This is a genomic window from Runella sp. MFBS21, assembly GCF_029433105.1.
Taxonomy (GTDB): Bacteria; Bacteroidota; Bacteroidia; order Cytophagales; family Spirosomataceae; genus Runella.
On record NZ_JARNTW010000028.1, the window covers coordinates 62,635 to 81,321 of the forward strand.

At 42.2% G+C, this 18,687-nt stretch carries 16 protein-coding genes; 12 read left to right on the forward strand and 4 right to left on the reverse strand.

The features are described 5' to 3' along the window. The first annotated feature begins 1 nt into the window (after position 1). The 12 genes from P1X15_RS29860 (at position 2) to P1X15_RS29915 (ending at position 10,679) form a co-directional block, all read left to right on the forward strand. Positions 2-310 carry a DUF4133 domain-containing protein gene (locus tag P1X15_RS29860; protein WP_277341793.1) on the forward strand — a complete coding sequence of 103 codons (309 nt, stop codon included), beginning with the start codon at positions 2-4 and terminating at the stop codon, positions 308-310. Beyond that, complete coding sequence (locus P1X15_RS29865; protein WP_277341794.1) at positions 310-2,805, forward strand: TraG family conjugative transposon ATPase; 2,496 nt, start codon at positions 310-312, stop codon at positions 2,803-2,805. The genes P1X15_RS29860 and P1X15_RS29865 overlap by 1 nt, the downstream gene beginning before the upstream one ends. A 111-nt stretch (positions 2,806-2,916) precedes the next feature. Further along, a complete protein-coding gene (locus tag P1X15_RS29870; RefSeq protein ID WP_277341795.1) occupies positions 2,917-4,035 on the forward strand; it encodes a hypothetical protein in 1,119 nt (372 codons plus the stop codon). 4 nt (positions 4,036-4,039) lie between these two features. Then, a complete protein-coding gene (locus P1X15_RS29875) occupies positions 4,040-5,065 on the forward strand; it encodes a type IV secretion system protein (RefSeq protein WP_277341796.1) in 1,026 nt (341 codons plus the stop codon). Beyond that, the gene (locus tag P1X15_RS29880; protein ID WP_277341797.1) at positions 5,062-5,295 is read left to right on the forward strand and encodes a hypothetical protein; all 234 of its coding nucleotides are present in this window, start codon (positions 5,062-5,064) and stop codon (positions 5,293-5,295) included. The genes P1X15_RS29875 and P1X15_RS29880 overlap by 4 nt, the downstream gene beginning before the upstream one ends. A gap of 4 nt (positions 5,296-5,299) precedes the next feature. After that, positions 5,300-5,863, forward strand: coding sequence for a conjugative transposon protein TraK (gene traK / locus P1X15_RS29885; protein WP_277341798.1), 564 nt, complete (start codon positions 5,300-5,302; stop codon positions 5,861-5,863). A 169-nt stretch (positions 5,864-6,032) separates the two neighbouring features. After that, positions 6,033-7,397 (forward strand): conjugative transposon protein TraM, encoded by a 1,365-nt coding sequence (traM, locus tag P1X15_RS29890; protein WP_277341799.1) that lies wholly within the window; start codon positions 6,033-6,035, stop codon positions 7,395-7,397. Beyond that, positions 7,381-8,304: a conjugative transposon protein TraN gene (gene traN / locus P1X15_RS29895; protein ID WP_277341800.1), complete on the forward strand. Its 924-nt coding sequence runs from the start codon at positions 7,381-7,383 to the stop codon at positions 8,302-8,304. The genes traM and traN overlap by 17 nt, the downstream gene beginning before the upstream one ends. Further along, complete coding sequence (locus P1X15_RS29900; protein ID WP_277341801.1) at positions 8,301-8,876, forward strand: conjugal transfer protein TraO; 576 nt, start codon at positions 8,301-8,303, stop codon at positions 8,874-8,876. Before traN ends, P1X15_RS29900 begins: the two co-directional genes overlap by 4 nt. Next, entirely contained in the window at positions 8,873-9,406 is a 534-nt protein-coding gene (locus P1X15_RS29905; RefSeq protein ID WP_277341802.1) for a hypothetical protein, read from the forward strand. The genes P1X15_RS29900 and P1X15_RS29905 overlap by 4 nt, the downstream gene beginning before the upstream one ends. After that, positions 9,363-9,998: a DUF3127 domain-containing protein gene (locus tag P1X15_RS29910; RefSeq protein WP_277341803.1), complete on the forward strand. Its 636-nt coding sequence runs from the start codon at positions 9,363-9,365 to the stop codon at positions 9,996-9,998. Before P1X15_RS29905 ends, P1X15_RS29910 begins: the two co-directional genes overlap by 44 nt. A 144-nt stretch (positions 9,999-10,142) precedes the next feature. After that, the gene (locus P1X15_RS29915) at positions 10,143-10,679 is read left to right on the forward strand and encodes a recombinase family protein (RefSeq protein ID WP_277341804.1); all 537 of its coding nucleotides are present in this window, start codon (positions 10,143-10,145) and stop codon (positions 10,677-10,679) included. A gap of 119 nt (positions 10,680-10,798) precedes the next feature. On the opposite strand, the gene P1X15_RS29920 is transcribed toward P1X15_RS29915, so the two are convergent. Genes P1X15_RS29920 through P1X15_RS29935 form a run of 4 tightly spaced genes read right to left on the reverse strand, consistent with a single transcriptional unit; the run spans position 10,799 to position 18,646 of the window. Then, the gene (locus P1X15_RS29920; protein ID WP_277341805.1) at positions 10,799-12,562 is read right to left on the reverse strand and encodes a hypothetical protein; all 1,764 of its coding nucleotides are present in this window, start codon (positions 12,560-12,562) and stop codon (positions 10,799-10,801) included. A 45-nt stretch (positions 12,563-12,607) separates the two neighbouring features. Continuing rightward, positions 12,608-13,711 (reverse strand): hypothetical protein, encoded by a 1,104-nt coding sequence (locus P1X15_RS29925; RefSeq protein ID WP_277341806.1) that lies wholly within the window; start codon positions 13,709-13,711, stop codon positions 12,608-12,610. A gap of 29 nt (positions 13,712-13,740) precedes the next feature. After that, complete coding sequence (locus P1X15_RS29930) at positions 13,741-15,261, reverse strand: leucine-rich repeat domain-containing protein (protein ID WP_277341807.1); 1,521 nt, start codon at positions 15,259-15,261, stop codon at positions 13,741-13,743. Between the two features lie 4 nt (positions 15,262-15,265). Beyond that, on the reverse strand, positions 15,266-18,646 hold the full coding sequence (locus tag P1X15_RS29935) for a hypothetical protein (protein WP_277341808.1): 3,381 nt from the start codon (positions 18,644-18,646) through the stop codon (positions 15,266-15,268). Positions 18,647-18,687: the final 41 nt, after the last annotated feature.

Genomic DNA, 18,687 nt, shown 5'->3' on the forward strand with positions numbered 1-18,687 from the left:
TATGAATACAAAAGTCATGAAAGGCATTGATGATGAAATTGAGTTTAAAGGCTTCAAGGGACGTTATTTCTATCAGTTAGCAGGTAGTGTTTTGGGGCTTTTGACGCTCGTGTTTCTTCTGTATACCACTGGTATTAACAGTTTTATCCTACTCTTTGTGGCGGTGGGTGCCGGTGCCTTTGCCCTTACTTACATCAAGGGCAATATGGAGAAAAATGGCAAATATGGGCATATCCATAAGCAACATGCACCGCCGCAGCATGTGATTATCAACAAGCCGTTTCACAAGTTAATCGCTAAATCATACTAATGAAAAAGCCCAAAAACATCGCTGATATTTTCCCTTTGCTTTCCATTGAGGAAGGGGGACTTATCGTTACCAAAAATGCCGATTTATGTTTTGCTTATCAGATTGAATACCCAGAGGTATTCATTCAGAGCGAAGCCAATTACCACGCCTGTTTAGAGGCTATTTACGGGGCGTTGAAAAATGTAGGAGAAGGCTATCTGATCCATAAGCAGGATTTTTTTATTGAGGACAAATACATACCTGATTTTTCCTACATTCAGGACAATGATTTTGTGTTGAAGCAGAACGAGCTTAACTTCAAAGACCGCCCATTTTTGAATCATCGGGGGTTTTTATACGTGATTTTGCCCAACGAAGACCCCTTAAAAAGAAACAGTACCAGCTCGTCGCTTTTTAAGCGGTTTAACCAAAGCAAAGAGGCCACCAAGCCCAAAACAATTGCTAGTTTTATCGAGAAAAACAAGGCGTTTGCTTCTACGGTCAATCAAAGCAAGCTCTTTAAAATACGTAAACTCAACCGCCTTGAAATCGTTGGAGATAAGCAGCATACAGGCTTATTAGATAACTATTTTACGCTTGCCTTTGAGGATAAGAACCTGTACGATATATCCAGTGAAAACGGGGTGTTTCGGGTGGGAAATCAGGCTTCTTATACTTTCGTGGTCAATGAGTTGGATCAGTATCCGCAGGAGTTGCCGCCGATTGTCAGTTTCAAGGATTACAGCACGGACCGTACCAAAGTACCTGCTTCGTATGGACTTAACTTTGGCCTTAATCTTCGAGTCAATCACGTTTATAATCAAATTCTTTATATACCTTCTCAGCAAAATTTAGTCACGCAACTAACGGGAGAAGTAAGACGGCATTTTAGTTTTTCGGCGTGGAGTCGGGATAATACCTTTTCAATGGAGCAAAAAACTTCTTTCATAGATTCCATGAAAGACGGGATGCTTGCCGTCAAGGGACACTTCAATATCCAAACCTTCAATACGAAACAAGAAGAGCTAGAAGAACAGAAAGACCTTGTTTCCTCAGCGATTCAATCTACTGGCTTTATTTCAAAGGTGGCTACCACCTTTGGGGAGCAGCTTTTTTGGTCGTGCATCCCAGGAAACGCGGGAGAGCTTGGATATGATAATTTTTCTACCCTAAGCCTTGACAATGCCGTTGCGTTATTCAACTACGAAACCAATTACAATGATTTGCCTTGGCAAAACGCGGGGATTTTGCTTACTGACCGCTTCGGTTCCCCACGCATCGTTGACGTGTTCTTCAATCCGTTGAAGGAAAACCTAATCAACAATAGAAATTTTACGGTGATTGGCCCTTCGGGTTCGGGCAAATCATTTACCATGAACAACCTTGTGTATTATCTTCTGTCAAGTAAAGCGCACGTAACGATTGTAGATATTGGGCATTCTTACAAACGATTGGGTGAAATCATGGGTGCTCGTTACATTACCCATTCGGATGAAGCCCCTATTAGGCTCAACCCCTTTTATTTTAAGGTGGATGAGTACAGTATGAAGGGGCAAAATGCGAATGAGCTGAAGGAAGAATTCAAACAGGTAATTTGTCAAATCCTTTTTCTACTCTTTAAGAAGGACGGAGACATCATCACCAAGGCCGAAGAAGTGACCATTTTTCACATGGTGACGGAGTATTATAACTATCTCGATGCTCACAAAAACATCAGGGCTTGTTTTGATACGTTTTACGAATTCACCAAAGACGTATATCCCGATAAGTTCAGGAAAATGGGAGGCCGTGCCGAACGTGAATTTGATTTAGAAAAATTCTATTTCGTGCTAAGTCCTTTCTATAAGGACGGACAATATGGCTACCTGTTAAACGCAACCGACGATGTAGATTTGTCCGAAGAGCCGTTTGTGATTTACGAACTAGATAACATCAAAGACCACCCGATTTTACTTCCCGTCATCACGTTGATGATTACCAATACCTATGTAACGAAGCTTTTTAACCTCTCTGGAGTCTTGAAAATCCTGATTATTGAGGAAGCTTGGCGGGCGGTATCATCGGAATTTTTTGCTACGTTTTTGTTGTGGGCTTTCAAAACAGCCAGAAAGCACTTCGGTTCTATTGGCGTGGTAACGCAGGAAATAGAAGACCTTTTGAAGTCCGAAATTATCAAAGATGCTATTGTGCAAAACACGGACATCAAGATTATTATGGACATTCGGAAGTACTTACAACAAGCCGAAGAGGTCTTGAAGCTTTTTAAAATTAATTCCGCAAACGTCCCTCAAATTTTTTCCATTAACCGCAGTATGCAGCACTCCAATCGAGGTCCTTACAAAGAAATGGCTTTGGTTTTAGGGGATGTTTGCAAAGTTTACGGGGTAGAAGTCAGTAAGTACGGCGCCGCCATTTTCACCACGGAGCCGTCCGAGGTAGCACAAATCAAACAGTTGGCCGCGCGTAAGGGCATCTCTCAAATGCAAGCCGCCCTTGAATGGGCAGATGCCAAATAATTACCACCATGGAAATTTGGGAAATTTTATTGTACGCTTTAAGCGTAGGGTGTTTTATCTACTCTCTACGCCTCCTAAAGAAATTATTCAACAAATAATCAACTCACAATCATGAAAAAAGCAATCGCCTTTGTAATCGCTTTTCTACTCGCCTACGGAGTACAGGCGCAATTTGTAGTCAGTGACCCAATGCACACGGGGGTAACGACCTTGATTAAGCTGATTCAAGACCCGTCGTTTAAAACGATGGTCAAAAATATCGAGCAGCTTCAAAAAGTGGCTTCTGCCGTTCGGCAATTTCACCGAGGTATGGAAACCGTCAAAGCTGTTCAAAATTGCGTGGCTAAGATGCAAAAGCTGTCCGCTGCGGTTTCTAGGGACGGCCATATTTACCCCTCTGAATTCGCGGCCATGACCCAAGACATTGAGGCCCTTGCCGCCGAGGGTTCCAGTATTTTTAAGGATATGAGAACCGCTACTACTCAATCCGGGGGAGTTTTGAAAATGACCGACGCCGAGCGCGTTAATTTTTTGGACAACGCCTACAAGCGTGTCTCAAAGTTTAGTGCAACCATTGACCGCTATTTTGCCAAGGTTAGAGCCATGAGTATTCAACGCTCAGGTAACAAAATAGATATGGCAAATACGGCGAAACTCTACCGTTTGGCTTCGCAAGTAGGTTCCGTAGGTTCGGGGGGAGAAATCTACCGAAATACCCGGGACCTTGCCTATGATATGGGTTATGATGACACGGATACAAGTATTCTGGATAAGGCTTATACCAATGCCGCCGCGAAATTACTTCGTGAAAAACAGGCGCAATGTGCCGAAAATCAAGCAAACTACTATGATGAATATGCCTTCAAAGAGGCACAAATGGACAAGGACGCTTTTTACGCTTTGCTTAATGAAGGATACACCTACAAGGAGAAAAAGGAGAAAATAAGCAAAATCCTTACTAACGCGATTACATGGAACTTTCAAGTAGCGAAAGAAGCCCTAAACCAAGTGGATGAAATCAGGGGAGCGGGAGATGGTCAGAACCAAGTTAACGTACAAGAAGAAATAGAAAAGGGGATATCCAATTTCTATGACCCGTCTGGGAAAGAAATTTCTAATGAGGAATTTATGGTTCAGGTCAGAATCAAGGCCAGAGAGCTGATGCGTCCCGTGAGGGAGCAATTACGCACCAAATGGAAGTTGGACGAGTGTATGACCCTTGGCTATTAATCTTATGGAAAGCCTTATAACCATTATCAATGAGCTGTATGAGAAACAGCTTCCAATGGCTACCACAATGGCGGAGACTATCGAAAAATACGTCAGAGCGTTTTCCGCCATTGGCGCACTCATTTATATTTTTGGAAGGGTGATTGTGCAAATTGCCAATAATCAGGACATTGACGTTTTTCCGCTCTTGCGCCCTTTTGTCATTTTCTTACTTATTAACTCCTCTTCCCTTATTTGCAACGCCATTGACAGTTTTGGGACCGTGGTTAGAAACCAAGTCAACAGTGGCAACCTACAAATAGCCGACCGCGTCGCCACCCTAAATCAAAAGATTCAGGAGAAAATCGATAAGAAATGGGATGAGATTAGAACCAATCCAGAACTCTATAAGGATGCGTTTGGAAGTTCTAAAGCTAATGACTCTGAGATAATGGGAATAGAAACGGATTTTGTCGTTGATTTCAAAATCTCATTTGCCAAAGCGGAGGAGTCGATTAAGTTTCAAATTCTATCGGTGGTACAGACCATTCTACTTGCCTTGATGTACATCGCCGAGTCTTGTCTATTACTCATTAGTGTTTCTTATCGCCTTGTGCTTAGAATGGGTTTCCCTATCACCATAGCCTTAACGATTTTCCCGGGCTTCACCCAAGCCTTTGCCAATTGGGCAGGTCGCTACGTGAACTTTGCGATTCTTCCCGCCGTCGCTGCGATGTACAGCCGCATCAGTTTTGCACTTGTAGAAACCTACTTAAGTTATTATAATCCAGAGGAGGCCGTACAAGGCATGGGTGCCGAAATGCAACAGCCTGAATACTTAGGAATGGCCTTCATCAGCCTGCTATTCCTTTCCCTTATCGGCTACATTCAGGTCCCTTCAATGGCTAATATGCTGGTTACAGTGGGCGGCGTAGGGCAACTTTTGCAAGCCCCTAACCGTGCGGTTACGGGGGTGGGTAATGCGACCCAAACCGCTTCCCGAAACATTCAAAATTATATGAACGAAAGGCTTAACCGCAACAAAAAATGAATCAATACTTTCAAAAAAACCTCCTTGAATACTATAAAGTATTCGTCGGCGGCTGCATTGCCTCAGTAGCTCTCATGACTTTGGTAACGATTTACGTGGTGAATAGCTCGTATGAAAAAGTCAAAAAAGCAAACCGTGATACCTACGTCTTCTCCGCGAACGGGGCATCCATTCACGTTTTTATCCCCCAACAAAATGGAAGAACTACTAAAACTGCAAAAACACTTTAATCGCGTGAAAATTGTAACCCTCATAGCCCTTGTTTCTTTGGCGTTGGTTTGTATCGTTTCGTTGATTCTATCCTACCGCAACACCGCAGAGTTCTCAAAACGCATCTATATCGTCAACAAAAATGCGCAGTTTGAGGCCATTGCCGGAACGGTCAATGAGAACAGACCCGTTGAAATCGGTTACCACGTCCGCAGGTTTCATGAGCTGTTTTTTAACCTGCTTCCCGACGCGGAAGAGATTGAAAGCAACACGAAAAAGAGCTTCTTTTTAGCGGATGAATCCGCCAAAAAACTCTACGATGATTTGAAAGAACAGCATTTTTATTCTGACCTTATTCAAGGTAACGTGGTTCAAAAAATCAACATCGATAGCGTAGCTATTAATTCAGCCCTCTACCCCTATGAGGCCATTACCTACGCTACTATTAAGCAGACCAGAGCTACTACCAACGCCACGAAAAAGATAATTACGCATTGTCAATTGGAAGATACCCCTCGTAGCGTCCGCAGCCCCAACGGGCTATTTATCCGACACTTTAAGATTGTGGACTCAAAAATATGGAAATGAGGAATCACAGCCTTTTGGAGCTTTTGCTCCTGTATCTCTCCAAGCGGGTGACGGTCTATCAACACCGCTTTGATGATGATATAAAAGCGTGGCAACGAGCGAATCCTAAGATTAGAAATGTTGCCTTTATCATTCTTTTTCTTACATGTCTTTTAACCATTTATCTCTCATGGAAACAGTAGATAATTCTCAAAAAACCGTCCGCAAACTAAGCCAAAAACAGTATCAATTAGTGGCTTTAGCCATCGGTGCTATTTTTGGTTTAGGTTTGGTGCTTTGGAGTTTAGGCGTTTTTAAATCTGAAGAAACACCTGCAACCCAAGAAAACAAGACCGAAACGTTGGCTAGTGTACCAGCGGCCAAAAATCAGCCGCTTGAAAACGATAAATACAAACACGTAGACAAAAACGACCCTCGTTTTTCAAAGTCTGATAACAGCCTAGCGGTTGGTTACGTCGTGGGAGCACCGCAAAACGACCAAACAAGTACCAATGAAGGTCTTTCCGAACAGGACTTTCAGGCCGTTGAAACGGCAGGAGCACAAAGTTACCAACCGCAAAGCCCCACCCGAAAAAAACAGCAAATCTATCAACAAAGCATTGCGAGGCAACGAGCAATCCAACGCGAACAGGCTAGATTAGCGGATCCTAATTATGCTTTGTATCAGAAATCTCCCGAAGAATTAAGAGAGGAGCGGCAAGAGGCCAAGGACCGGGAAATCAACCAACGAACGGCTCAACTTGTATTGGACAACTTAGAAAAAAATCAAAACCAAGTTCAAGCCCCTCAGTCTGCTCCTACCACTGTTAAGAAAAAAAACGACGAGGAAGAAAAGGATATAACCCCTAAAAAAAAGGAATCCCCGTTGACTGAGATTCAGCCCGAAATTCAGAAAAACACCATAGGAATGCCCGTTACCAAGGTTGGGTTTTTCTATAATGTTTCAATGAAAAACAAAAACAGTTATTCGGCAAATGATGCTGTTTTAGCGGTCGTACATGGAAACGGAAGCGGAGGCATCAAAATCCAAAACGGAACCACGGCCAAAATTCGACTCCTCCAGAACATCATTTTTAGGGTAAAAGGTGAACCTATTTTGTTGGAAAAAGGAACAATCCTAAACGGTCGATGCAGCATTGGAGAAGAACGGGTTTATATTTCCATTACATCGATGGTTATCGGAAATGCCATTTACCCACTGACTGTACAGGCTTTTGACATGGATGGGCAATTAGGCATCTACGTACCCAATTTGCGGGAAAAAAATATGCTGGCTCAAAACCTGAGTCGAACCGCTACCGGTCCTTTAAATGGAGGTTTTTTTGTGGGGCAAGGCGGTATTGCGCAACAAGTAGGAACGCAGGTCGCCGTGCAAGCTGCCCAACAGACGATGCAATCTGCCCGTCAATACGCCACTACCAAGGCCCAAAATCCCAAGGTGACCATTCGCCCTAACTACCAAATCCTTTTGAAATCATCTGATTTTACCCCAACCACTTCCAATGCCCCCACAAGCCATGAAGAAATTAATTAGTCTTTTCTTATTGCCCTTTTTTTTACAGGCACAAAGACCCGTGGAAAATGCCAACAAGCAAATGTTTAACGAAGTATTTGCTAATCGCAACCAATACCTTTTGGCTCTTGATAAAGCCTCCGTCATTGGTAGCTATCCCTTAGGAGTCAGCGAGCAAAAAACCGTACACGTCTTATTCCCGTCCGAAATAAAAGAGATTGACGTAGGTAATCAAAACGTAATTGTGCAAGTCACCGAGGCTTTTAACAACGTTTTGCGGGTGAAGGCCAACGCGCGCGGAACCTTCAAAGAAACCAACGTAACCGTCATTTGTAAGGACGGTAAACTCTACAGCTTCCTTGCCAATTACCAAGACAATCCCGAAGTAATCAACCTAAGTATAGGCTATAACCAAACCGCCGACGAACGTATTTCTAAGGAGCTTGGTATCAACTTTCATCATCAGAAGGTATTAGATGAAAACGACGAAAGTTTCACCGAGATTCAAGACCTCAGCGAAAGAGCCTTAGACAAACGTAACTACATTAGTAACGTAGGTGTATATACCATGAAAGTGACGGCACTTCTTAGGGGGATCTATACCAAGGGCGATAACCTCTATTATCAGGTAGAGGTCAAAAACAGGTCTGAAATTGACTATCGAATCGATTTTGCCAAGGTCTTTATCTCTGATATTTCGGAAATAAAACGGGTAGCGGTGCAAGAGGAAGAAGTACCCGTAAAATACCACCTGCCAACGGATAAAAACATTCCGAGTAATACGGATAAAATGTATGTTTTTGTCGTACCAGTCAAGGCTATATCTGCTTCTAAGCAGGTGGATTTTGAAATCTTTGAAGAGAAAGGAGCGCGACATTTACGCTTTACTATCTCCCATAAATTAATTCAAAAAGCAAAACAGCTATGAGAATCATCCTTTTTTTTATACTACTTCTTTCGGGTTTGGCTCACGGCCAGACCCACCTGAGAGGGCAACGTTACATTCAGCTAGAGGCAGGAGCCTACGACGAGGTTTTACCAAGCCTACAAAAAGGGGAAATGAATTACCAATTTAGAGTAGGGCTAGGATCCTACTCTAAACAGCTAAGGGGCGGAATGTTTTTTGTAGGATATGCTACCAAATCAACGCCACTTGTCGATGATGAAGGCAATCAAATAGGGGTGCTTATACCGGTTAACCAGTACACGGTTGGGTATCAGCATGAGCTTAACCTCATTGAAAACGCCACAAAAACCTTTTTGGTGAAACTTCCTTTTTCTGGCTTTCTAGGCTATGAAAGTCTCAATAACAATAAACTCAAATATGGCTCTTATACGCTGCAAAAACGCTCTGATATATTGTTAGGGCTTGCCGCAGGGTTGGAGGTTGAAATTCATAGCTTTTTTATCGGTTATCGACAAGCCTATCACCTTACTAGTAACTATCAAAAGTTTGGCTCATATCCGTATGTGGGCCTTAAAATCCATTTTTTCCAATGAAATACATCTTTGTTTTTTTCGCTCTAATCGCCGCTCTTAGCTCTTGTAATACACCTATTGAGGTAGACGCCAAAGCTAAAACGGACACGGTTAAAATCATTACCCGTGATACTATATATGTCATCAAAAAAGACACTATCAGAGTCACGGATACAGTATATGTCAAGGCCGATACAAGCAGCACCGAGTTTAATTTACTCATTGTTCCGACTACTTTTAAGTTAGATACTTTACCAGATAGCAGTCTGTCCGTCACGCTAGAGCTGTACATGCGTCAGCTTCACTTCAATCGCCAAGCGAAGTACTACCTACAGTTTGAATCAGAACAGTTTGGGTACTTTGAGTTTAGGAGAGATAACTCTACTGAGCAGTTATTGCCAGGAGACAAGATTTTCTTCTCCTACCAAACTTTTAGAGACTACCGCTTAATAGGGCGGTATATCACCAAAACAAAAGGGAATCAGGGGCTTACCTTTACGATTTGGGATGAAAAATTTTCAAAAAAAGCATCAATCACCTTTAAACTTTAATAATCAAATGGAACTTGCTGGAAAAATCATTGATATACTACCTTCCCAAGAAGGAGAAGGCAAAAATGGTACTTGGAAAAAGCAACTTGTCATCATAGAAAATGGTGACAAGTTCCCACGCAAAGTATGTATAACCCTTTGGGGAGATTTAGCTATCCAAGAAAAATCCTGTATAGGAAAAGAGGTAGAAGCCTCTATCAACCTCGAAAGCCAAGAAAACAATGGACGCTGGTACACCGATGTAAAAGCGTGGAAATTTAAAATCCTATGTCTACTACTATTATTTGGACTTTTTAGTTGTTCTCAGACAAAAAATAAAGAACTGTTCTTAGGAGAATGGTATAATAAAGATACCCATAAATTTATGGATAAGTGGGTATTTACTAAAACAGATGAAGGTCAGCTACACGCTCAACACCTTGTCCAAGATGTTGAGAAATATCCCGCTATTAAAAGAGAATATGCTACTAGTTTAGATGAATCTGGTAACATTGTAATTCATGGTGGTATGGATATTAAAGGTAACGTGTCAGATGATAAATTATATCTTTTAGGTCGTATCTATCATAAATATGGTGCAAGTGACAAGTAAAAAGCTAAACAAGAAAATGCCTATAATTGAAGAGGTATTTTTTTTATTGATTTAGTATATTTTTCAAGAGGGTCTTGGGTATGTCAATTGTAGTTGCTTCTTTTGCAGAAAGAGAATTTTCTCTTTCTGCAACCCCTAAACTACATGCAAACAGTAGGGTTTACCCAAGAAATTAGAGAGTCATCACCTGAAATGAGTGCCATCAAAACTCTAACTGAAAATATTTTAATTGGTGAATACAAAGACCTCGAAAGTATTCTTCATACTATGCAAGTGGGTGACTGTTTGGTTGTTTACAAGCTATCTCAGTTAGGGAACAATATAGCTATAATCAATAAAAATGTCCAACTGATTATAGAGAAGGGTATTCACCTTAAAAGTTTAGCAGAAGGGATAGACTCTGCAAGTGTGGAGGGTAAACGGCAAGTTGAATTAATTGCCCATTTAGCAGAACAAACAATAGAATCTCTCACTAAAAGTCGGAAAAAGGCAGTAGAAAAAGGTACAAAGTTTGGCCCCGCTAAAGGCGCAGTCTATAAGTATGAAGATATTGCTCCTCAGGTATACCAGATGTATCTTGATAAAAAGCATACAATTGAAGAGATAAGAACCCACTTTGGGATAGGCTCTAGAGGAACCGTGTATAAGATTATCAAGCGGTTTGAAAATCTACCACAGTAAGGCTGTTTGAGAAAGACTGTTTTTTTATGTGATTGGAAATGTACGTTTCTGAGGTTATTCACATCAGAGACGTACATTAGAAAGAGAAATATTCAAAAAAAGCCCCCATTTACCACCATCTAAGGCGCGTTTACTTTGCTATTCTGACTGTAAAAAACAATACTACCCGTCGATTGATTTTTGATATGGACTTTCTTTTTGAAAGTATTTTGCCCCTCACATCCATCCGCGCCACTTCCTGTTTTGGTAAAACTAGCATTAAAAAAAGTAGATTTTCCGATTCCAATCCGACTTGTGGTTACTTGCAGCGGACTTTCAAAGTTAGATTCATAGAACTGTACTGCCCCCGTCCCCATATTGATTGTCTGAGGAGTCGTGGCACCTAGCTGCGTGAAACGCGCTAAGGTCAACAAACCATAACCAAATTGGTCGACTGAGACTGTTTTGCCCGATATCAGCGTTGAAAAACCCGTATTTTCTCCCCACACAATCCCATTGTAGCTAGCAGGATGCGTCGACATCCTGATGTTGCCTTCGTAAGTAGTCGACCCAGAGTAAGAAGCCCGTAACGCCCCCCATGGATTATTACCTTGGATAAACTCCGCATCTGATTTGAAAACATCTGGCCCATACCCTCCTAATACCCAATGGTCTCCAAATTCATTGTGAAATTTGATTGTTCCCTCAAAACGAGAGAAACCCGGACATACCCCTCCACCAATATAACCACTCGGAGGGGTGCCCGTTAGACCAATTCGTTTCATGGTCGTGGCCTTATGGAAGGTCGAATTTTGATAATGAATGTAATCAGCTTGCAGGTTAAGCTCTCGATTGATGGACCACATATAAGCTAGTTTTACCAAGGTATTGGGTCGATAAGAAGTAGGGCTCGAAGTTGAACCTAGCTGAATATTGAGCGGAGCCGTACTGGCACTGCCGTAAAACGATGAATAGCTCATCCGCAAATCCCCGTATAAAAAAGGAACCGATGGGGGAATGACAAAATCGGCTGCTTCTTCAAAATTACTCCAAGATAATTCTACCAAAGCACCCTCTCGGTTTTTAAGAATAAAATCTTCTTTGTACAAACAGCCTCCCAGCGAAATGTGTGCTTTGCGGGTGTCCACTTCGGTTTCGTCATCAAATTGAGCATTGCCCAGCCAAATGTAAGAATTGAAGCTGTTGGTGTTGTCAAAAAAACGAGCCTTCTTAAGGCACCGGATTTTGCCTCCATTGAGACAGATTTGCAGGTGCCCCTCGTCGGCGTGAACATTGCGAAACTCCACATCATCCTCAAAAACCGTGGGTGAATTGTAGGAATTGTTGGCATCGACCACTACCAACCAGCCTTTGCCTACATTGCTGATGATTGTTTTGCCTTTGTAGGTATCGACAAACCCCCGACCTATCTCAAAAGTAGTCCAGTCGCCGGTGTGGGCTTCTAGCGTAAAATCGTTGTGGTAGGTATTGTTGCCCCCCATACCGCCGAGATAATTGTTGGTACCCGCCGAATTGATACGCAAGGTGAGATTGCCATAAAACTGACTGTTTTGCACATTTCCCGTGCGACTCGCATCAATTACCCCCCCGTTGGAAGTCAGATTGCCCCAGTTCATCCAGTACAGTCCGTAAACGGTCACGGTATAAGTCCCAATATCGAGATTGCCCCCTCCTTCCACCGTCAAACCTCCCGTGACCACATTGGAGGTAAGGATAGGACAGGTACTACAACTAGCTACCACGGCCGCCGTAGAAGAGTTGGGAACGCCCGCACTCCAATTGCCCGCCGTGTTCCAATCTGTGTCAACGGCTCCCGTCCAGTAGGTTTGGGAATACCCCAGAAAAGGAAGCAGGAAAAGAAAGTAAAAAATAATCTTTTTCATTATTTGAATAGTTTTGAATAGCTAACGATGCTGTATATACTTTATCTATATCCGAATGATATTGACGTTGCCATTGACGACCCTGATTCTGACCGGACGCTTGCCGTTGCGAATCACCCTTGAAATCTGCGTGTGGCGGCTCATGAGGCGTTTGCTTTCGGTATCGACCACTTCTTCGGCTTTTATGGAGCCAAGGTCTAAAAAACTATTGACCCGATTGAGAATGTTGAAGTTTTTGTTTTGAACCAAAGTAATCACAAAATCCCCCGCAAAATTCAGCGGTACATACAAATCGACATTGCCTTCTTGGGCTTCAATCACCACGGGCTCGAGAGAGGTGGAGTTGACGGCCATTTGTACCACCACACCCCCTAGGCGATTTTGAGCCCTTACGCCCATGCTAGCAGGAGCTACGTTGAGGCTTCCTTCAGTGGTTTTGAGGTGCACATTTTTTCCCGCATTTTTGACGACAATATTCCCTTTGACAGCCGTGAAGGTACCTCCCTCGGGGGCATTGGCTACTTCTACTTCAGCTTGCTCAAAACTCAAGTCAAAAGGGGCATAGCGGCGGGTTTTGAAGTAATTGGTGGTGGTTTTGTAAATGACCTTGCCTTCTTGGCTGATCCCTACCAAACCTCCACCCACGTCTTGCAGGGTGACGGTGCCCGTTTTGGTCATCACAAAACCGCTGGCCTCCGAGTCGGTAACGGTGATGTTGTGATTGTCGGTTTTGAGTTCCATTCTGCCTGAGGAACGCACGACCGAGAGGTTTCCTTTTTCGGCTCTTCCAATCACGTTGGCATTGACATCAATCAAAGAAACATCGCCGGTTGAGGTCAGGAAGTTGAGTTTGTAATTGGGAGGAACGGGCAAGGTGACATTGCCGTGGGATTTGCCTTCATCTTCTTTTTTGGTAAAGACCGTGACCTTGTTATTGGCCGTTTCGTTGCGTCGTTTGATGAGTGAATCGGCTTTGTTTTGGCGATTGCTGAGGGCTCCTTTGACGGCGGTGGCGCTATTGGCTCCCGCAAAAGTAACACTTCCGCTGGTCAACAACCGAACTTCTACCGTGGAATCGCTGGGGTAGCGTTGGGCAATGGCCGATAAATAACCGCAGCCTAAAAGTAAAAGTAAAATGCTGGTTTTCATAATTCTTACATTAAGTTGATACCTTCATTTCATTTAAGGAAATCCAATTGTCTGACCTGTAAAGGTGAAACGGAGGTTTGTAATAGACTATTTTTAAGTTTTTCGACTTCTGCTACGGGCAATTGTTTGAAATCAAAACTGAGATGACTTAACTGCTTTAGATTAGACAAATCTGGCAGCGATTGGAGGGGGTTTTTGTCTAGCGATAGCGAGCTAAGGTTTTTTAATTGGCCGATTTGAGCAGGAAGCGTTTTGAGTTGATTGCCAAGTAACTGGAGGTTTTTGAGGCTGCCCAATTCTCCAATGCCAGCGGGGAGTTGTTGTAAGTGGTTAAAGTTGAGGTCTAGATTTTTGAGTTTAGCTAATTTTCCAATCGACTCAGGCAATGTCTTGAGTGTGTTGCCATTCAATTGCAAGTTTTCTAATAATTTTAAATCCCCTAATGATTTTGGAAGTGCCTCTAACTGATTTTGATTAAGATTCAACAGCTTTAATTCTTTCAAGCTACCGATGTTTTCGGGCAGTTTCAGCAACTGATTTTGGGACAAATTGAGCTGTTTGAGATTGCCTAAGTTACCCAAGGTTTGGGGCAAAGATTGCAGCGGGTTTTGGGATAAATCGAGCAATTTTAGGTTTGACAAAGAGCCAATCGATTCATGCAGGGATTGGAAGCGATTGCCAGACAAATGCAACTGCTCCAACATTTTCAAATCCCCGACAGAAGACGGCAAATCCGTGAGACGACACTGCAGGGCGGTCAGTTGTTTGAGTTGTGTAAGCTTCCCTAGGTTTTCAGGCAATTGGGCAATTGGATTGGCGCTGAGATTGAGGGATTTTAGGTTTTTTAAATCGGTCAGTGATGATGGCAATTCCGTGAGGCGATTGTTGACCAGACTCAATTCTTGCAGCTGCCCTAGCTGATTGATGCTTTTGGGCAATTGGGTCAAATAACCATTGTTGAGATTGAGAGACTGCAAGTTTTTGAATTGACCGATTGATTCGGGGAGTTCTTGAAGATTGTTGAGCGATAACCGCAACACTTTTTCGGGTTCTTTCAATGCCTCCGTAAGGGAAGTATAGAGGGGGGTATGTTGCAAATCCTCTGGTCGTAAAAGTATGCCTTTAAGCTCATTGCCCCTGAGTTGGAGGTTTTTGAGAGTAGGAAGTTGCTGTAGATTTTGGGGAATTTCTTTGAGGCGGTTATTGGCTAGGTTTAGTACTTCCAATTGAGGAAGATTGGCCAAAGTAGCCGGTAAGTCCGTCAATTGATTATTGGCAAGGCGCAGTTCCTTGAGTTTTTTTAGTTTGCCAATGTTAGCGGGCAGGCTTTGTAGGGAGGTGCCTTCTACTTGCAACACTTCCAAATTCTTGAACTTATGGAGTTTGCGCTCCAACCCTTTTACCTCATTCAACACCAACTTTTTGACTTCTTTGGGGTGTTTTAGGGCTGTTTTGAGGTCGGTGTAGTGACCTTCTTGCTGAGGTAATTGGGCTTTTAGAAAACCACCAAAACTCAGTACCAAAATAATACTAGTGATGTACAATTTCATAAGATTATTCATTGGTTTTATAATGATATTGATATTGTTGGACAGGTTGCATGTCCGTTACAACATTTGCACCATTTTGGGTATGTGTAGTTTTGAGGCGTCCCAAGGCATCATATTCAAACTTAGTGGTTTGATTGGCTGGGCTAATCAAATTCTTTGTCCCTACTAGATGGGTATAGGTTAGACCTGTGACAAGAGCGTTGGGCAACTGACTCCTAAGTTGATTAATAATATACAACAGGTCAGCCTCGTTTGTAATGGCACCTACTTTATCAAAATCCATAGCTACACCGCCTACTGAAATAGCTGAGAGTGCGGACTCCACTTGACTTTTAGTAGCATTTTTTATTTCAGCAATTGGCAGTAGCTTTTTATAAGCCCAAAGATAGGAAGTATAAGGACCCACCAAATTCTGATTAAAAGAGAGTAGGTTACCTCTGTTGTCATAATCTGTCAATGAAATTGTTTGAGGATTAGTAGAGTTCCCCTCAAACACCTCAATTTTACTCACTAAAGGAAAGGACGAATAATAGGTCTTTTGAATTTTGGTAATGGAATTGTCTACTTTTGTAGTCTGATGTAATGGAATTGAAATCATATTTTTTGCATTGAGAACTGTTGCCGAACTTCCTAAATCTAAGTCCGTTAGTAAGTCTCCTGCATACTTCATTTCGGTTCTGATGGTTTTTTGCTGACTATCGACCGTTTCGGTAGCGGTGGGTTGGAGATGAGTCAAGTTGCTATACTCATAATTGGTACGGGTTACCACCTCTCCTCCAGAAAATTTAAGCGTATCGATTGTAGAAGCTAAATAGTTGAATCCTGAGGCCATCACATAGGCAGCGTATAAATAGCTTCTAGTATTCCCACTGACAGAACAAGTAATCAATTGAGATAATCCAAACTTGAGGCCTGTAAATTCACTATAATGATTAGATGAATCCAGCTCTGCGGCATATATGTTGGTGGTTTCTTTGACGGAAGAGTTTGATGAATTATATGATTTACTTTTGGCTAAATTACCTCTTTTCCATTCTAATGAAGTTTTAGGAGGAAAAGGAAATTCTTCATCTCCAAGGTCAGAAAATTCGCTACTTGTATTGTATGTATTGATGGTATAGCCGTTGTTAGAAGACGGATTTGTTTCGTCCGTTTCAATTACTTTTACATACCGATAAGACATGTGGTTACCCAAAGTGGTCGATATAGGTAAGTGACTTTGGGATGTAAAGGCTAAATGAGGAATATTGAAAACACAGCCCCCCCCAGTGATTGGAAGTGATATTTGCATCGCATAATCGTATATGGGAGAGGTATCAAGCACTCCGCTGGAAAGAGTCGGTTGGTCAGGTGTATTGTATTTGTATTCTTTTACGTTGCAGCCCGATGAGGAGACACAATCTTTTATTTTCGCAATTCTCACACCTCCCGCATTTTTAGTAATAAAATTACTACCTGAAGGGGGAACAATTTTCCGAAATTCAACCGTTGCATCCGCTATGAGGCCTGCCGCGTTGAACCTACCTTCGGCAGTCATCACTATTTTCAGAATATAGGTTCCGGCTGGTAAAAGTAGTTTGCTAGTCTGTGTTTTGGTTTCACCCGCTTCTGGTAAAGTCGTGGGTCGGATTCGCTCCCACGTGTTTTTATACATAATATTTCCATATATATCTGTCAAAATGATGTCAGCATTGATAACATCATCATTGTTTTGGAAATGAACCGAATGATAAATTTCAGAGCAGAAATTATACTGAGTTACGACAAAAGTATCCGCTACTGATACAGGATCTACACTGCTTCCACTACCACTTAAACTAAGAGTGGAAATAGCTTGCATGGTACCGCTACAAGAAGTGTATCGTTTAGGGAGATTGGCATCTTCTTGATAAGTGTTGCCCTCCCATTCAAACTGAGCCATTCCTTGAGTAGGATACGTAATTTTTGAAAGCTGTCCTATTACTGATTTTGAGGCATCGGGGTCTCTATTGGTGGCAAGGATTGCGATGTCGGTGCCTCCGCTCAAGTTGTTGATATAAGAGACCGTGGGCAAGAGAGAAGAGGTATTGTTAGTATTGTAATACCCCCAATGGTCTTGATTGTATAATACTGACAAGTTACTACTCAAATTGGGTAAAGGAGGAATGCTGCCTTCTTGAACATATTCAAACTCATGAGGGGGAAGTTCATCTGTTCCGTTTTTTTCTTGTACTGAACGTAGCAACAAGCGATTTACACTCTCTGCGTAGGTAAATTTAAAACTTTTGATAGTATCGCCGTTTTGGTTTTTGACAATTACTTCTGAAAGAGCTTTGGCTTTTTCGCTCCCAAACGTCCAGTCGCTCCTATCATTAGTTTCTTCTACAAAAAGAATCTCGCCACCTTCTCCGTTATTGATTGTGATTTTTTCTAAAATCACTTCGTTGATTTTATATACTTGTGGCGAAGAAGGACCAGGATTATAAACAATTACATCAGTAGCGACAGCAAGCATATTGTATCTTTGCTCTGAAAGAGTAGGAGGCATATCGACGCGCCTTATTTTATAGGTAAAATCTATAGTATGACCATTGGGGGTTATGATTTTGGTCAGATACCAAGCATTTACGTGACGTTTGCCAAAACTTGCTTCATCATCATCGTACCCACGTTCTTTGTAGGCAAAGATATATTTGATGCCTTTGGTATCTACAACTCTGATGGTGTCAATTCTACCTTGGGTATTGTTTAAGTTATAAACCGTGGTAGGGTCGCTGGCATTGAAATTAAATTCTGCTTCTAATTTTATACCTTGATACGGAATCCAGACGGGACTTTTGAGATTTGTTCCAGCTTGGGTCTGGTCAAAGAAAAACTTACCACCTATTCCAGCACAACTTAATACAAACATATCTGGCTCTGAATCATATTCATTATCAGCGGCAATCTTAGCTTGAAACTGCAAAAATGTTAGTCCACTGTACATTCCTGTAGGGTTATATCCCATTCCATTGGCGATTGATTTGACCGTACTTGCCGTAGGATGTAGCCCATTGAATCCATGAGTGGTTTCGTCCGGGAGTCCTCGCAGCTGTCGATTGATAACTCCCGTAGCCGACAATGTCCAACCTAAGCCCGTCCAGCTAGGGGTTTCGTTGGTTTTGAGACCCGAACTAGCATAGGATAATGATATAGGGAAAGAGAAATCATTGAGTTTGATTTCATACAAAGGGATAGAAGGATTGATTTGACCCGTATTCAAAGTGATAGGTACATCGCCGTATTTACCAATGGCAGCGGCGTTGGGAGATTGTGGTATGACCTTGGGTACGAAGTCCGATTGGGCACAAAGTACCCCTGTTCCACACCACCAGAGTATGGAGCTAAAAAGCCATTTGTTAATCATTAGAGTTGTTGTTTACTTTTGTCTATTTATAAACTATAGTG

Excerpts from the sequence above, each read along its gene's own strand:
- P1X15_RS29860 (WP_277341793.1), top strand. The coding sequence starts at position 2 with ATGAATACAAAAGTCATGAAAGGCATTGATGATGAAATTGAGTTTAAA.
- P1X15_RS29865 (WP_277341794.1), top strand. The coding sequence starts at position 310 with ATGAAAAAGCCCAAAAACATCGCTGATATTTTCCCTTTGCTTTCCATT.
- P1X15_RS29870 (WP_277341795.1), top strand. The coding sequence starts at position 2,917 with ATGAAAAAAGCAATCGCCTTTGTAATCGCTTTTCTACTCGCCTACGGA.
- P1X15_RS29875 (WP_277341796.1), top strand. The coding sequence starts at position 4,040 with ATGGAAAGCCTTATAACCATTATCAATGAGCTGTATGAGAAACAGCTT.
- P1X15_RS29880 (WP_277341797.1), top strand. The coding sequence starts at position 5,062 with ATGAATCAATACTTTCAAAAAAACCTCCTTGAATACTATAAAGTATTC.
- traM (WP_277341799.1), top strand. The coding sequence starts at position 6,033 with ATGGAAACAGTAGATAATTCTCAAAAAACCGTCCGCAAACTAAGCCAA.
- traN (WP_277341800.1), top strand. The coding sequence starts at position 7,381 with ATGAAGAAATTAATTAGTCTTTTCTTATTGCCCTTTTTTTTACAGGCA.
- P1X15_RS29900 (WP_277341801.1), top strand. The coding sequence starts at position 8,301 with ATGAGAATCATCCTTTTTTTTATACTACTTCTTTCGGGTTTGGCTCAC.
- P1X15_RS29905 (WP_277341802.1), top strand. The coding sequence starts at position 8,873 with ATGAAATACATCTTTGTTTTTTTCGCTCTAATCGCCGCTCTTAGCTCT.
- P1X15_RS29910 (WP_277341803.1), top strand. The coding sequence starts at position 9,363 with ATGAAAAATTTTCAAAAAAAGCATCAATCACCTTTAAACTTTAATAAT.
- P1X15_RS29915 (WP_277341804.1), top strand. The coding sequence starts at position 10,143 with ATGCAAACAGTAGGGTTTACCCAAGAAATTAGAGAGTCATCACCTGAA.
- P1X15_RS29920 (WP_277341805.1), bottom strand. The coding sequence starts at position 12,562 with ATGAAAAAGATTATTTTTTACTTTCTTTTCCTGCTTCCTTTTCTGGGG.
- P1X15_RS29925 (WP_277341806.1), bottom strand. The coding sequence starts at position 13,711 with ATGAAAACCAGCATTTTACTTTTACTTTTAGGCTGCGGTTATTTATCG.
- P1X15_RS29930 (WP_277341807.1), bottom strand. The coding sequence starts at position 15,261 with ATGAAATTGTACATCACTAGTATTATTTTGGTACTGAGTTTTGGTGGT.
- P1X15_RS29935 (WP_277341808.1), bottom strand. The coding sequence starts at position 18,646 with ATGATTAACAAATGGCTTTTTAGCTCCATACTCTGGTGGTGTGGAACA.